Here is a 14,135-nt window from a genome sequence, read left to right as displayed (position 1 = left end):
CCCGGGGGAGGCGCGGTGCGAGGGGGAGCGGCATGGACAGGCGGGCTTTTTTGCGCATTTCCGGGGCGGTGCCGGTGGCGGGCCTGGCGGGCCGGCCCCCGCGGGACGACTGGGAGCGGCTGCGGAAGCGGCTCGCGGGGCCGCTGTTCCGGCCGGGCGACCCGGGCTACCCCGAGGCCAAGCAGGGCTTCTTCACGATGTACGACCACCGGATGCCGGCCGCGGTCGTCGGCGCGGCGCGCGTCGAGGACGTGCAGGCCGCGGTCGGGTTCGCCGCCCGGCACGGGCTGCCGGTCGCCGCGCGCAGCGGCGGGCACAGCTATCCCGGCTACTCCACTGTGGACGGCGGGATCGTGGTGGACCTGAGCCGCTTTTCCGGCGTCGACGTGCGTCCGGACGGCCGCGCGGCGATCGGCGCGGGTGCCCGGCTGGGGCCGATCGCGACGACGCTGGCCGCGCACGGCCGGGTCCTGCCGGCCGGTTCCTGCGAGACCGTCGGCATCGCCGGGCTAGCCCTCGGCGGCGGCGTCGGCTTGGTCGACCGGAAGCACGGGCTGACGTGCGACCACCTGGAAGCGGCCCGGATCGTCACCGCCGACGGCCACGTGCGCACGGTGTCGAGGGCCGCGGAACCGGACCTGTTCTGGGCGCTGCGCGGCGGGGGTGGTGGCAACTTCGGGATCGTCACCGGCTTCACCTTCTCGACCGTGCCCATCGCGGACGTCGTCACCTACAAGCTCGTCTTCCCGCCGGGCACCCAGGCCGCGCTGCTGGCCGGCTGGCAGGAGTGGCTGCCGGGGATGCCGGACGAGCTGTGGTCGGGGGTCAACATCGGCGCGGCGACCGCCGAAACCAACGGAACGTTCCTCGGTCCCGAAGCCCGGCTGAAGCCCCTGCTCGACGACCTCGTCCGCCGCGTGGGTACCTCGCCCGCCGAACGGGCGGCGCGAACGCGGGACCACCTGAGCGCGCTGCGGTCGTTCGACGACCACGAAGCCCGGCCTGGGGCGACCGCGGCCCGGGCCGCGTACGTCGGGACCTCGCGCATGCTGCTGCGGCCCGTCGACGACCCGGCCGCGGTCGTCGAGGTGCTGACCCGGTCCCCGCGCGTCGGGACGCTCATCGACTCCGCGGGCGGCGCGATCGCCCGCGTCGGCGCCCGCGAGACGGCCTTTCCCCACCGGTCCGCCCTGGCGAGCTTCCAGTTCCTGCACGGCGCCACGCCCGAGGACGGCGGCGAGGCCGAGGCCCGGCGCGCGCTGGCGGCCGTGCGCGACGGGCTGGGGCCGGAGTTCGGCACCACCGGGTACGTCAACTACCTCGACCCGGACATGCCGGACTGGGCGCGGGCGTACTACGGGGTCAATCTGCCGCGGCTGCGCGCCATCGCCCGGAAGTACGACCCGCACGGGGTTTTCGCCTTCCCGCAAGGGCTGTCCGGGCCCCGCTCGACCGTCCACATGGGAGAGTCCTAGACTGCGCCGGATTCCCGCGGGCAGGAGGCAACGGTGCTCGACCTGGCATTCTCCACAGAGGACCTCGCGCACACCCGGTTCGCGTTCTCCCCGGCCTGGGAGATCGTCGCGAGCGTCCGCGTCCTGAACTCCCCGGGGCAGCACGCCCTGCACCTGCCGTGGATCAAGCGCGCCACCGCGGCGCTGGAGGAGGCCGGGCTCGACATCGGGCTGCTGCGCGAGCTCGTGCCGCTGCGGCACCTGCCCGGGTTCCTGGCCGGCACGCCGTCGACGCCGCTGCCCGACCTGGCCGACGAGCTCGCCGACCTGCGGGACGTGCCCGCCCGCCTGGTCCGGCGCGAACTGGACGGGATGGCCGGGCCGCGCTCGCCGGCGCTGGCCCGCCTCCACCGCGAGCCGGAGGCGGGCCTGGACCGGCTCGCGACGCTGATGGAGCGGTACTGGCACCTCGTGCTGGCCCCCGACTGGCCACGGATCCGCGCGCTGCTCGAAGCCGACGTGCTGTACCGGTCCCGGCTGCTGGCCGAGGGCGGGGCCGCCGAGCTGTTCAACGACCTCACCCCGCTGGTCCGCTGGGAGGGCGGCACGCTCACGGTGGCGCACCGGCACCTGCACGCCGCGGTGCCGCTGGACGGGCGTGGCCTCGTGCTGGTGCCCTCGGCGTTCGTCTGGCCGCGGGTGTTCTCCAAGACCGACGCGCGCTGGCAGCCGGTGCTGCGCTACCCGCCGCGCGGGATCGCGACGCTGTGGGAGACCGGTACGGCCACCGCGCCCGGCGCGCTGGCCGCCGTGGTGGGCCGCGGCCGGGCGATGCTGCTGGCCGAGCTGGCCGCGCCGGCGTCCACCGCGGAGCTGGCCCGCCGGACCGAGCTGAGCGCCGGCGCGGTGTCGCAGCACCTCGGCATCCTGAACGCCGCGGGCCTGGTCAAGCGGCATCGTGCCGGACGTCACGTGCTCTACGCGCGCACTTCGCTCGCGGAAGCCCTGGTCGCGGGCACCGGCGAAGTGGACTGCTGAGATAGCCGCGTACTGGCCTGCTTCAAGGGTCCACCGCCGACCTACGCTCGGATCGTCCACCCCCGAACCGTGTCGAAAGGCCTCGTCGTGTCCGAGCAGCAGCCCACCCCCACCAGCGGCACCGTCCAGTCCGTCACCGGCACCGCCAAGGTGAAGCGCGGCATGGCCGAGATGCTCAAGGGCGGCGTGATCATGGACGTGGTCACCGCCGAGCAGGCCAAGATCGCCGAAGACGCCGGCGCGGTCGCGGTGATGGCGCTGGAGCGCGTGCCCGCCGACATCCGCGCCCAGGGCGGCGTCGCCCGGATGAGCGACCCCGACCTGATCGACGGCATCATCGAGGCCGTCTCGATCCCCGTGATGGCCAAGGCCCGCATCGGCCACTTCGTCGAGGCGCAGGTCCTGCAGTCCCTCGGCGTGGACTACGTCGACGAGTCCGAGGTCCTCACCCCGGCCGACTACGCCAACCACATCGACAAGTGGGCGTTCACCGTGCCCTTCGTCTGCGGCGCGACCCACCTGGGCGAAGCGCTGCGCCGGATCACCGAGGGCGCGGCGATGATCCGCTCCAAGGGCGAGGCCGGCACCGGTGACGTCTCCAACGCCACCACGCACATGCGCAAGATCCGCCAGGAGATCCGGCGGCTGCAGAACCTGCCCGAGGACGAGCTGTTCGTCGCGGCGAAGGAGCTTCAGGCGCCGTACGAGCTGGTGAAGGAGGTCGCCGAGGCGGGCAAGCTGCCGGTGGTGCTGTTCACCGCGGGCGGCATCGCCACCCCGGCCGACGCGGCGATGATGATGCAGCTGGGTGCCGAGGGCGTGTTCGTCGGCTCGGGCATCTTCAAGTCCGGCAACCCCGCCCAGCGCGCCGAGGCGATCGTCAAGGCGACGACGTTCTACGACGACCCGGACGTGCTGGCGAAGGTCTCGCGCGGCCTGGGCGAGGCGATGGTCGGCATCAACGTCGAGGAGCTGCCGGAGCCCCACCGCCTCGCCGAGCGCGGCTGGTGACCTCCTAGCCCTCGGGGTAGAAGAGGAACAGCGTGCAGCCGGTGCCGGAGGCGGGTACGTGCCAGGAGCCGGCCGGGGCGTGCAGGAACGTTCCGGCCGGATAGCTGCGGGCGCCGTCGTCGAAGGTGCCCGCGACGACGTAGACCTCCTCCGGCCCGGGCTCGTGCACGTCCCGGTGCGGCCACGAACCGCCCGGATCCATTTCCAGGACGCAGGCCTGGGCACCGTTCTCTCCGGTCCACAGTGGACGAAGCCGGACCCCGGGGAACAGCTCCCGGACCGGGGCGTCGGCGACGGACACGGACGTGTAGCCCTCCTGGGCGAGGATCTCCGGGTGCATGGCTCCACCGTGCCGGGCGGCGCCGCGGCGGGTCAGTGCCCGGAAAGACACCATGGGGTACTTTCCTGCCATGCATCGCGTGGTGGCCCTCGTGCGGCCGGTGCAGTCGACGTTCGAGCTCGGCATCGCCGCCGAGGTGTTCGGCACCCCGCGGGCCGGGATCCCGCGGCACTACGGGTTCGAGGTGTGCGCGGAGACGCCCGGCCCGGTACCGACGACGGCCGGGTACGCGATGGCCGTGCCCCACGGCCTGGAGGCGCTGGCGGCCGCGGACACCGTGCTGATCCCGGGCTGGGCGCCGGTGGAGGCGCCGCTGCCCGCCCGCGTGCGGCAAGCACTGCTGGCGGTCCACGCCCGCGGCGCGCGGCTCGTCACCATCTGCTCGGGGGTCTTCGCGCTGGCCCGCACCGGGCTGCTGGACGGCCGCTCGGCCACCACCCACTGGGCGCGGGCCGAGCAGCTGCGGCGGGAGTTCCCCCAGGTGCGCGTCGAGCCGGACGTCCTGTACGTCGACCACGGCGACGTCGCCACGAGCGCCGGCGCGGGCGCGGGCTTCGACCTGTGCCTCCACCTCGTCCGGAAGGACCACGGAGCCGCGTACGCGACCCTGCTCGCACGGCACATGGTGCTGCCGTCGCACCGCGAAGGCGGACAGGCGCAGTACGCGCCGCCCGAGGCGGACGGCGACGAACTGGACGGCCTGCTGGAGTGGGCCGCCGAGCGTCTCGGCACCCCGCTGTCGGTGGGGGAGCTGGCCGCGTACCTGAACGTTTCCCCGCGCACGCTGGCCCGGCGGTTCGCCGACCGGCTCGGCACCAGCCCGGGCGCCTGGCTGCTGGCCCGCCGGGTGGCCGCGGCGCGCGCGCTGCTGGAGGAGACGGACCTGCCGGTGGAGGCCGTCGCGGCCCGCGTCGGCCTCACCTCGGCGGTCAACCTGCGCCGCCGCTTCCGCGAGCGGGTGGGCACCACGCCGGGTGCCTACCGGCGGGCGTTCCGGGCGCCTTAGCTGTATTCGGAGATCTCGACGCCGTACGTGCCCGGCTCGAGGGCTTCGAAGATGTGCGGGACGTCGCCGGGGTAGGAGATGTAGTCCCCCGGGAGGAGCTCCTGCGGGTCGTCCGTGACGCCGATCCGGGCGCGGCCCGCGCACAGCACGATGTGCTCGACCACGCCGGTCATGTGCGGATCGGAGCGCCGGGGCGTGCCGGGCTCGCCGCGGACGACGTAGATGTCGCGGCGGGCGCCGGTCGGGCAGGCCGACAGCAGCGTGCACGCGTAGTCGGAGTGTTCGGCGAACACGGTCGGCCCCTTGCCCGCGCGGACCACCCGGACCTTCGGCCGCTCGGGTTCGACGAGCCGGGAAAAGGGTACGTCGAGAGCGACGCCGAGGGCCCACAGCGTCTCGACGCTCGGGTTCCCGGTGCCCGATTCGAGCTGCGAGAGCGTCGACTTGGCCAGGCCGGCGCGGCGCGCGACCTCGGTCAGGGACAGGCCCGCCCGGGTCCGTTCGCGGCGCAGCGAGGCCGCGATGATCTCCAGCGGCGCCCCGGTGGCTTCCTGAGACATCCTGTTCGCTCCATCGGTCGTTCCGTTCGCCTTGACGAACACGGGGCCGTGCGTTCACTGTAGAACACATGCGTTCGATATGGCGAACACTCGATCGGGGCCTCGCCCGTGACATCGGCCTGGTCTGTCTCGCCGATTGTCTCGTGGGGGTTTCCTACGGCGCCATCGCGGTGAGCTCCGGCTTTCCGCTGTGGCTGCCGATGCTGATGTCGCTGCTGGTCTTCGCGGGGGCGTCGCAGTTCATGTTCATCGGCATCGTCGCCGCGGGCGGCAACCCGTTCGCGGCGGTGCTGGCCGGGCTGCTGGCCAACGCGCGGCACCTGCCGTTCGGCTTCGCGATCGGTGACGTCCTGGGGAAGCGGTGGCCCGCCCGGCTACTGGGCAGCCACCTGATGAGCGACGAGACGGTGGCCTTCGCGATGGCCCAGGACGAGGCCCCGCGCCGCCGCGGCGCCTACTGGGCCTGCGGGCTCGGCATCTTCGTCTTCTGGAACGCCGGGGTGCTGGCCGGGGCGTTCGCCGGAACGGCGATCACCGACACCGACGTCTTCGGTCTCGACGCCGCGTTCCCGGCGGTGCTGCTGGCGCTGGTGCTGCCGTCGCTGCGCGACAAGGCGGCGCGCTGGCCGGTGCTGGCCGGGGTGGTGGCCGCCCTGGCCGCGACGCCGTTCCTGCCGGCCGGCCTGCCCGTGCTGCTCGCGCTGGCCGGGGTCCTGGTGGGCGTCACGGCGAAGGAACCCGAACCGCAGGAGGCGCGCTGATGGACGGGACCGAGCTGCTGATCGCGACGGCCGTGCTGGCCGGGGGCACCTTCGCCTTCCGGTTCGCCGGGCCGGTGCTGCGCAGGCGGATGAAGCTGTCGCCGAAAGCGGAACGGCTGATGGCGCTGGCGGCGGTCGTGCTGCTGGCGGCCCTGGTCGCGGTCAGCGCGCTGACCGAGGGACACGGCTTCGCGGGCATCGCCCGTCCGGCCGGGGTCCTGGTGGCGGGGGTACTGGCGTGGCGGAAGGCCCCGTTCGTGCTGGTGGTGGTGGCCGCCGCGGCGACAGCGGCGCTGCTGAGGCTGGCCGGCGTCCCCTGAGCACCGCCTGACGTGCGGAAACAGGCATCACGCGTGATCCGAGGGGCAGCACGCGTGATGGGAGGGGCAGCACGCGTGATCCGGCGGGCATCGGGGTGATGCCTCCCGGGACACGGGTGATGCCCGCTTGATCACGCGTGATGCCTTTCGGGACACGGGTGAGGCCCGTTCCGGGGTGGGTCTGACCTGCCGGTCAGGGCTGGGGCCGGTGCGTCTAGGCTGGTGGGAAGGTCTTTCGGGAGGTCGGGTGTCGTCGGAACCACTCATCGGTGTGCTCGCCATGCAGGGCGCCGTGCGGGAGCACGTCGCCATGCTGGCCGAGGCGGGTGCGCGGGCCAAGCCGGTCCGCCGCGCCGCTGAGTTGTCCGAAGTGGACGGTCTCGTGCTGCCCGGCGGCGAGTCGACCACCATGTCGCGGCTGCTCGAGAGCTTCGAACTGCTGGAACCCCTGCGGGCGCGGATCGCCGGCGGGCTGCCCGCCTTCGGGTCCTGTGCCGGGATGATCCTGCTGGCGCGGCAGACCCTCGACGGGCGGCCCGACCAGCAGCAGCTCGGCGGGCTCGACGTCGTCGTGCGGCGGAACGCCTTCGGCAGGCAGGTCGACTCCTTCGAGGCCGACCTGGACTTCGCCGGTGTCGAGGGGGACGTCCGCGCCGTGTTCATCCGCGCTCCCTGGGTCGAGAAGGCCGGTGACGGCGTCGAGGTGCTGGCCACGGTCAGCGGCGTGCCCGGCGTGGCGGAGGACACCGCTAGGATCGTCGCGGTCCGGCAAGGGGCGGTGCTGGCGACCGCGTTCCACCCGGAACTGACGCCCGACGTGCGGGTGCACCGGCTGTTCGTCGACCTCGTGCGAAAGGCTGCCTGAGACGCGGTGCCCGGCCGGGGTACGGAACAGATGGAGGAGAGATGAGCGGCCACTCCAAGTGGGCCACCACGAAGCACAAGAAGGCCAACCTCGACGCGAAGCGCGGCAAGCTCTTCGCGCGGTTGATCAAGAACATCGAGGTGGCCGCCCGCACGGGCACCGGTGGTGGCGACCCGGATGGCAACCCCACGCTCTACGACGCCATCCAGAAGGCGAAGAAGAACTCGGTCCCGCAGGACAACATCGAGCGCGCCCGCAAGCGCGGCGCCGGCGAAGAGGCCGGTGGCGCCGACTGGCAGACCATCACCTACGAAGGCTACGGCCCGAACGGTGTCGCCGTCCTGATCGAGTGCCTCACCGACAACCGCAACCGCGCCGCGTCGGAGGTCCGCACCGCTTTGACCCGCAACGGCGGCTCGCTCGCCGACCCGGGCTCGGTGGCCTACCTGTTCAACCGCAAGGGCGTCGTGCTCATGCCCAAGGGCGACGCGGCGGAGGACGACGTCCTCATGGCCGTGCTCGACGCGGGCGCCGAGGAGGTCAACGACCTCGGCGAGAACTTCGAAATCGTGTCCGAGGCGACCGACCTGGTCCCGGTCCGCAAGGCACTGCAGGACGCCGGCTTCGAATACGAGTCGGCCGACCTGACGTTCCTGCCCTCGGTGAGCGTCCCGCTCGACGCCGACGGCGCGAAGAAGGTCTTCAAGCTGATCGACGCCCTCGAGGATTGTGACGACGTCCAGAACGTCTACGCGAACTTCGACGTCTCCGACGAGGTGCTCGCCGAAGTCGGCTGAGTTTTCCCTTGCGCCGCAACGCTTTGGTGCCCGGGCCGGAAACTTTCCGGCCCGGGCACTGGGCTGAGGCGGGGGAGTCGGGCACAATGTGCGCCGTGACCTCGACGACCCCCGCCGCTGCCGCCGACATCACCGCCGAACTGTCCGCGGACGAACTGCGCCTCATCGAATGGATCGAGGGGCAGGCGAAGGAACGCGGCAACGCCGTCATCACCGTCGCCGCCGACGACGAGGGCGCCGGCTACTCCTTCACCGCCTGCGCGTGGGCGCTGCACAACGTGCCGGAAGCCGTCGTGGTCGGCCTGCCCGACCACATGGGGCAGGTGCTGCTCGACGCGTACGTCGACCGCGCCGCCAACGGCGAGATCTTCGAGGTCGGCAAGCGCTACGAGGACTTCTTCGAGGGCGTCCCGGTGGTCCTCGAACGCGTCAACAAGGGGCACTACCCCGAGTACTTCGGCACGGCGTTCCTGATCTACCCGGACGGCGACTTCCCGGCCCTGCAGCTGATCGTCGCGACGCCGGAGGGCAAGTTCCCCTGGCACCCCGACGCGCCCGAGGGGTTCGCGCGGTGGCAGCCGGTGCTGACCGAAAGCGGCGACCCGGAAAGCTGGACCCCCGGCGTCGACGGCCCCTAGCCCGGTTCCCGGAACTTCCGCAGGTCGGCGGCCGCTTCGGGATACCGCAGCGCCAGGTCCGCAGGGGCGGCGAACTCCACGCAGCCGTCGGTGTAGGGCGGCACGACGACCGTGCCCAGCAGGCTCCACCCGCCCTGCGTGACGGTGGCCTGCCACGTCCCGGCGGGCACCACGACCTGCGGGCGCTGCCCGGCGGCGACGTCGGTCCCCAGCACCGGCCGCTCGACCGAGCCGTCCGGGTGCAGCAGCAGCATCGCCGCCGGCGCGCCCGCGTGGTGGGCGTAGACCTCGACCCGGTCCAGGCGGTGCGGGGCGGAGAACTCCGGCGCGACGAGCAGGTAGTAGATCGCCGAGCCGGCCTCCGCCCGCCAGCTCTGCGCCCACCGCCCGCCTTCGACGGGCAGCGGCTCCAGCCCCAGGTGAGTGACGAAATCCGATGGCTCCGGCATGTCACCCATCCTGCCGCAGCCGGGCCCAGTAGCCTGCAAGCTCGAACTGGTGTTCGCGGCGGGAGGAAATGCGGGTGCGCGTGCTCGGGGTCGACCCCGGTCTGACCAGGTGCGGCCTGGGGGTGGTCGACGGCGGCAAGGGCCGGGCCGTCCGCTGCGTCGCCGTCGACGTCGTGCGGACGCCGGCGGACGCCGACCTGGCCCACCGCCTGCTCGGCATCTCCGACGAGGTCGAGCGGTGGATGGACCGGTACAAGCCGGCCGCCGTGGCGGTCGAGCGGGTCTTCGCTCAGCACAACGTCCGGACCGCGATGGGCACCGCGCAGGCCGGCGGCGTGGTCGCGCTCGCCGCCGCGCGCCGGGGGCTGCCCGTCGTGTTCCACACCCCGAGTGAGGTCAAGGCCGCCGTCAGCGGGTCCGGCCGCGCGGACAAGGCGCAGGTCACGGCCATGGTGATGCGGCTGCTCAACCTCGAGGTCGCCCCGCACCCGGCCGACGCCGCGGACGCCCTCGCCCTGGCCATCTGCCACCTCTGGCGGGAGCCGATGCGGGCCCGGCTCGCCGAAGCCGAAGCCCGCGCGGCCGAGATGGCCCGCACGCACAAGGCCCGCCTCGCCGCCGCGGCGAAACAAGCCAAGAACCCTGGAGCAGCACGATGATCTCGTCGGTACGCGGAGAAGTCCTCACCGTCGGCCTCGACCACGTCGTGGTCGAGGTCGGCGGGGTCGGCCTCGCCGTGCAGGCCACCCCGGCGACCCTGGCCACCCTGCGCCGCGGCGAAGAAGCCCGCCTGCACACCGCCCTGGTCGTGCGCGAGGACTCGCTGACGCTGTTCGGCTTCGCCGACGCCGACGCGCGCGAGCTGTTCGGGCTGCTGCAGACGGTGTCCGGGATCGGGCCGCGCCTGGCGCTGGCCACCCTCGCCGTGCTCGACCCCGACAAGCTGCGCGCCGCGCTGGTCGAAGGCAACATCACGGTGCTGACGTCGGTGCCCGGCATCGGCCGCAAGGGCGCCGAACGGCTCACCCTGGAACTGCGCGACAAGGTCACCGCGCTCGGCGGCTCCGGGGACACGCCGGCCGTTACCGCCCCCGGCGCCTTGCGCGCCGAGGTCGTCGAGGCCCTCGCCGGGCTCGGCTTCCCGGCCAAGCAGGCCGAACAGGCCGTGGACAAGGTCCTCGCCGACGGCGACGGCCACACCACGGCCAGCGTGCTGCGCGCCGCACTGGCCACCCTCGGCCGGAAGCGGTAGGCGCGGCCGTGGAGTATGAAGCCGTGGAGGAAGACGAAGCCCTCTCGGCGTGGGCCCAGACCGGCGAGGAGAACGTCGAGGGCACGCTGCGGCCCCGCAAGCTCGACGAGTTCGTCGGCCAGCCGCGGGTGCGCGAACAGCTGGAGCTGGTGCTGGAGAGCGCGCGCCGCCGCGGCGTGCCGCCCGACCACGTCCTGCTGTCCGGCCCGCCCGGGCTGGGCAAGACGTCGATGGCGATGATCGTCGCCGCCGAGCTGGGCGCGGCCATCCGGATCACCTCCGGCCCGGCCCTGGAACGGGCCGGCGACCTCGCCGCGATGCTGTCCAACCTCGCGCCCGGCGACGTCCTGTTCATCGACGAGATCCACCGCATCGCCCGGCCCGCCGAGGAGATGCTCTACCTGGCGATGGAGGACTTCCGGGTCGACGTCGTCGTCGGCAAGGGCCCCGGCGCCACCAGCATCCCCCTCGAAATCGCCCCGTTCACGCTGGTCGGGGCGACCACCCGGTCCGGCTCGCTGACCGGCCCGCTGCGTGACCGCTTCGGCTTCACCGGCCAGATGGAGTTCTACACCGACACCGAGCTGGAACTGGTCGTCCGCCGGGCCGCGACCATCCTCGACATCCCGATCGACCGCGACGGCTGCGCCGAGATCGCCCGCCGCTCGCGCGGCACGCCCCGGATCGCGAACCGGCTGCTGCGGCGCGTCCGCGACTACGCCGAAGTCCGCGCCGACGGCAAGGTGACCCGGGACGTCGCCCGCGCCGCGCTGGCCGTCTACGACGTCGACGAGCTGGGGCTCGACCGCCTCGACCGGGCCGTGCTGACCGCGCTGACCAGGTCGTTCGGCGGCGGGCCGGTCGGCATCTCGACGCTGGCGGTGGCCGTGGGGGAGGAGGCGACCACCGTGGAAGAGGTCTGCGAGCCCTACCTGGTGCGCGCCGGTATGCTCGCCCGCACCCCGCGTGGCCGCGTCGCGACCGCGACCGCGTGGGAACACCTCGGCATGGTGCCGCCCGCGGACCTCCCGGGGCGCCCGGACCAGGGCGGGCCGTCGCTGTTCGAACAGGACTGAGTTCGGACCGGCCACGCGGCCCGTACCGGCGGGTGGGTGCTGGCGTCCGCGCTGGTACCTGGCACACTTGACCGGAGCACATACCCAAAAACCGGACATTTCGGCTGGGCCCGGGAGTCCGTCGAACGGAGAATCATGCAACAGCTATTGCTGCCCCTGCTGCTCGTGCTCGTCCTCGCCGTGCCGCTGGTGATGAGCACGCGGAAGCAGAAGAAGCAGCAGGCCGCGCAGCAGGAACTGCAGAGCAGCCTGGCGCCCGGTGACCGCGTGATGACCACCTCGGGTCTTTACGGCACCGTCGCCGACGCCTCCGGTGACACCACGATCGACATCGAGATCGCGCCCGGTGTGGTCACCACCTGGCTGCGGCTGGCCGTCCGCGAGAAGGTCGAGCCCGTCGTCGAGACCGAAGAGGACGCCGCCGACGAGGTCGAGGAGACCGTCGAGGAGCCGAAGATCATCGAGTCGAGCTCCGGCATCACGGCGGACGAGCCGCAGACCACCGCCCAGGTGGCGCCGCCGCTGGAGCACGGCAAGAAGTAACCCCCGCGGGTCCTCCCGGGCGCGCGGCGAAAGCCCGACGAAAGTCGGTGTGGCCTGCAACGCCGGGCTCACGCAGCACCGAGTAGTGTCTCGGTGCTGCGTGCGTGTCCGCCGTCATACCCGCGCCCGGGAGTGAATCGCACACAGTCCCGCTCGGTAACCCTCCGGGCGGGCATCGCAACGTTGGGGTCCACCCCGTCCGAGGAGACCGAAGCACTGTGGCAGCTTCAGCCGGGCATCTCCGCCCGGGACGCTATCTGGCCCTGTTCGCCCTGATCGTGATCGTCTTGTACGCGCTGGTGTTCCTCACCGGCAACCACAAGCCGACCCCGAAACTGGGCATCGACCTGCAGGGCGGCACCCGGGTCACGCTCACCGCCCGCACCCCCGACGGCGGCCAGCCGACCCGCGAGTCCCTGAACCAGGCGCGCCAGATCATCGAACGGCGCGTCAACGGGATCGGCGTCAGCGGCACCGAGGTCCTCCTCGACGGCAACAACGTCGTCATCACCGTCCCCGGCGAGCAGGGCGACCAGGCGAAGAACCTGGGCAAGACCGCGAAGCTGGGCTTCCGGAAGGTCGTCTCGAGCGCCACCCAGCCGGTGGTGCCGCCGCAGCCGACGAACCCGCCGCCGGCCACGGGCACCCCGACCTCGGGCGCGCCGACCGCGGGTGCGCCGACCTCCGGCGCGCCGACCGGCACCCAGAAGCCGACGGCCACCTCGAGCGCGCCGCCGACGGCCGGGGGTGGCGGCGGGGCCGCGCCCGCGCCGCAGCAGAACACCACGCCGGCCGCGCCGAGCAGCAGCACCCCGCCGCCGCCCGCGTCGACCCCGGCGCCGGCGCCGTCGGACGGCTCGGTCGACGCGCAGACCGCGCAGGAGATCCAGGCCGCGAAGGCCCTCCGGCAGAACCCCCAGCTGATCGGCGCCGACGGCCAGCCGAACCAGGAGCTCGTCTCGAAGGCGATGGCGGCGCTCACCTGCGCGCCGAACGCCAAGGACCCCCTCGAGGGCAACGACGACCCGAAGCTGCCGCTCGTCGCCTGCGGTGACAACGACACCTACAAGTACCTGCTGGAGCCGGAGTTCCTGCCGGGCACCGAGATCGCCGACTCGACCTCGGGCTACGACCAGCAGCGCGGCCAGTGGGTGGTGAACCTCAGCTTCAAGAGCGCCGGCACCAAGACCTGGGCCGACTTCACCTCGAAGAACACCGGCCAGCAGGCCGCCTTCGTGCTGGACACCCACGTCGTGTCCGCGCCGAACATCCAGGTGGCCATCCTCGACGGCAACACCCAGATCACCGGCAAGTTCAGCCAGACCGACGCGAAGAACCTGTCGGACATCCTCAAGTACGGCTCGCTGCCGCTGTCGTTCGCGTCTTCGGACGCGACCACGGTGTCGGCGACGCTCGGCCTGGCGTCGCTGGAGGCCGGCCTGATCGCCGGCGGCATCGGCCTGCTCGTGGTCTTCATCTACTGCCTGTTCTACTACCGGCTGCTCGGCGTCCTGACCATCCTGTCGCTGGCCCTGTCCGGCGCGCTGGTGTTCGCCGTGCTGGTGCTGCTCGGCCGCTGGATCGGCTACACGCTGGACCTCGCGGGCATCGCCGGCCTGATCATCGCCATCGGCATCACGGCGGACTCGTTCGTCATCTACTTCGAACGGCTCAAAGACGAGATCCGGGAGGGCCGGACGTTCCGGTCCGCGGTGCCGCGCGGCTGGGTCCGCGCCCGGCGCACCATCCTGGCCTCGGACGCGGTGAGCTTCCTGGCCGCGGCCATCCTGTACGTCATCGCGGTCGGCGACGTCCAGGGCTTCGCGTTCACCCTGGGTATGTCCACCGTGCTCGACCTGGTCGTCGTGTACCTGGTGACGCACCCGCTGGTGGCCATGGTGTCCACGTCCAAGAACGCGTTCCTGTCCAATCCGAGGCACCTGGGCCTCGGCGCCGTGCAGCAAGTGGGTTCGCAGCGTAAGAAGTCGACCACGGTCGGCCGCGCGAACGTGAAGGAGGCCTGAC

At 72.7% G+C, this 14,135-nt stretch carries 17 protein-coding genes; 14 read left to right on the top strand and 3 right to left on the bottom strand.

The window, feature by feature from the left end; genetic code table 11:
- Positions 1-32: 32 nt before the first annotated feature.
- From DV20_RS37020 to pdxS, 3 genes are all read left to right on the top strand, one after another.
- Positions 33-1,475: an FAD-binding oxidoreductase gene (locus DV20_RS37020; protein ID WP_043788066.1), complete on the top strand. Its 1,443-nt coding sequence runs from the start codon at positions 33-35 to the stop codon at positions 1,473-1,475.
- Between the two features lie 33 nt (positions 1,476-1,508).
- Entirely contained in the window at positions 1,509-2,492 is a 984-nt protein-coding gene (locus DV20_RS37015; protein ID WP_043788065.1) for a DUF5937 family protein, read from the top strand.
- 87 nt (positions 2,493-2,579) lie between these two features.
- Positions 2,580-3,503 (top strand): pyridoxal 5'-phosphate synthase lyase subunit PdxS, encoded by a 924-nt coding sequence (pdxS, locus tag DV20_RS37010; protein WP_200876576.1) that lies wholly within the window; start codon positions 2,580-2,582, stop codon positions 3,501-3,503.
- A 4-nt stretch (positions 3,504-3,507) separates the two neighbouring features.
- On the opposite strand, the gene DV20_RS37005 is transcribed toward pdxS, so the two are convergent.
- The gene (locus DV20_RS37005) at positions 3,508-3,843 is read right to left on the bottom strand and encodes a cupin domain-containing protein (RefSeq protein WP_043788058.1); all 336 of its coding nucleotides are present in this window, start codon (positions 3,841-3,843) and stop codon (positions 3,508-3,510) included.
- Positions 3,844-3,913: 70 nt separating this feature from the next.
- On the opposite strand from DV20_RS37005, the gene DV20_RS37000 reads away from it, so the two are divergent.
- Positions 3,914-4,849, top strand: a complete 936-nt coding sequence (locus DV20_RS37000) for a helix-turn-helix domain-containing protein (protein WP_043788057.1) — start codon at positions 3,914-3,916, stop codon at positions 4,847-4,849.
- On the opposite strand, the gene DV20_RS36995 is transcribed toward DV20_RS37000, so the two are convergent.
- The gene (locus DV20_RS36995; RefSeq protein ID WP_043788056.1) at positions 4,846-5,409 is read right to left on the bottom strand and encodes a helix-turn-helix domain-containing protein; all 564 of its coding nucleotides are present in this window, start codon (positions 5,407-5,409) and stop codon (positions 4,846-4,848) included. The two genes, DV20_RS37000 and DV20_RS36995, sit on opposite strands and share 4 nt — an antisense overlap.
- A 68-nt stretch (positions 5,410-5,477) precedes the next feature.
- Between DV20_RS36995 and DV20_RS36990 the strand changes: the two genes are divergently transcribed.
- The 5 genes from DV20_RS36990 to DV20_RS36970 all read left to right on the top strand — a co-directional run bounded on the left by DV20_RS36990 (position 5,478) and on the right by DV20_RS36970 (position 8,790).
- On the top strand, positions 5,478-6,170 hold the full coding sequence (locus tag DV20_RS36990; protein ID WP_043788055.1) for an AzlC family ABC transporter permease: 693 nt from the start codon (positions 5,478-5,480) through the stop codon (positions 6,168-6,170).
- Entirely contained in the window at positions 6,170-6,490 is a 321-nt protein-coding gene (locus DV20_RS36985) for an AzlD domain-containing protein (RefSeq protein ID WP_043788053.1), read from the top strand. Before DV20_RS36990 ends, DV20_RS36985 begins: the two co-directional genes overlap by 1 nt.
- Positions 6,491-6,737: 247 nt before the next feature.
- Positions 6,738-7,355 (top strand): pyridoxal 5'-phosphate synthase glutaminase subunit PdxT, encoded by a 618-nt coding sequence (pdxT, locus tag DV20_RS36980; RefSeq protein WP_043788052.1) that lies wholly within the window; start codon positions 6,738-6,740, stop codon positions 7,353-7,355.
- A gap of 41 nt (positions 7,356-7,396) precedes the next feature.
- A complete protein-coding gene (locus tag DV20_RS36975; RefSeq protein ID WP_043788051.1) occupies positions 7,397-8,152 on the top strand; it encodes a YebC/PmpR family DNA-binding transcriptional regulator in 756 nt (251 codons plus the stop codon).
- 86 nt (positions 8,153-8,238) lie between these two features.
- Positions 8,239-8,790 (top strand): DUF4262 domain-containing protein, encoded by a 552-nt coding sequence (locus tag DV20_RS36970; RefSeq protein WP_051736286.1) that lies wholly within the window; start codon positions 8,239-8,241, stop codon positions 8,788-8,790.
- On the opposite strand, the gene DV20_RS36965 is transcribed toward DV20_RS36970, so the two are convergent.
- Positions 8,787-9,239, bottom strand: a complete 453-nt coding sequence (locus DV20_RS36965; RefSeq protein ID WP_043788050.1) for a cupin domain-containing protein — start codon at positions 9,237-9,239, stop codon at positions 8,787-8,789. The genes DV20_RS36970 and DV20_RS36965 overlap by 4 nt on opposite strands.
- Before the next feature lie 74 nt (positions 9,240-9,313).
- Between DV20_RS36965 and ruvC the strand changes: the two genes are divergently transcribed.
- From ruvC to secD, 5 genes are all read left to right on the top strand, one after another.
- The gene (ruvC, locus tag DV20_RS36960) at positions 9,314-9,898 is read left to right on the top strand and encodes a crossover junction endodeoxyribonuclease RuvC (protein WP_003077321.1); all 585 of its coding nucleotides are present in this window, start codon (positions 9,314-9,316) and stop codon (positions 9,896-9,898) included.
- On the top strand, positions 9,895-10,491 hold the full coding sequence (ruvA, locus tag DV20_RS36955; RefSeq protein ID WP_043788049.1) for a Holliday junction branch migration protein RuvA: 597 nt from the start codon (positions 9,895-9,897) through the stop codon (positions 10,489-10,491). Before ruvC ends, ruvA begins: the two co-directional genes overlap by 4 nt.
- 8 nt (positions 10,492-10,499) lie before the next feature.
- Positions 10,500-11,567, top strand: a complete 1,068-nt coding sequence (gene ruvB / locus DV20_RS36950; RefSeq protein WP_043788047.1) for a Holliday junction branch migration DNA helicase RuvB — start codon at positions 10,500-10,502, stop codon at positions 11,565-11,567.
- A gap of 135 nt (positions 11,568-11,702) precedes the next feature.
- Positions 11,703-12,110 (top strand): preprotein translocase subunit YajC, encoded by a 408-nt coding sequence (gene yajC, locus DV20_RS36945; RefSeq protein WP_043788045.1) that lies wholly within the window; start codon positions 11,703-11,705, stop codon positions 12,108-12,110.
- Between the two features lie 218 nt (positions 12,111-12,328).
- Positions 12,329-14,134: a protein translocase subunit SecD gene (secD, locus tag DV20_RS36940; protein ID WP_043788044.1), complete on the top strand. Its 1,806-nt coding sequence runs from the start codon at positions 12,329-12,331 to the stop codon at positions 14,132-14,134.
- The last annotated feature ends 1 nt before the right edge of the window (position 14,135 follow it).

The organism is Amycolatopsis rifamycinica, from assembly GCF_000695625.1.
Classification (GTDB): domain Bacteria; phylum Actinomycetota; class Actinomycetes; order Mycobacteriales; family Pseudonocardiaceae; genus Amycolatopsis; species Amycolatopsis rifamycinica.
This window is presented reverse-complemented; position numbering and strand designations above follow the sequence as displayed.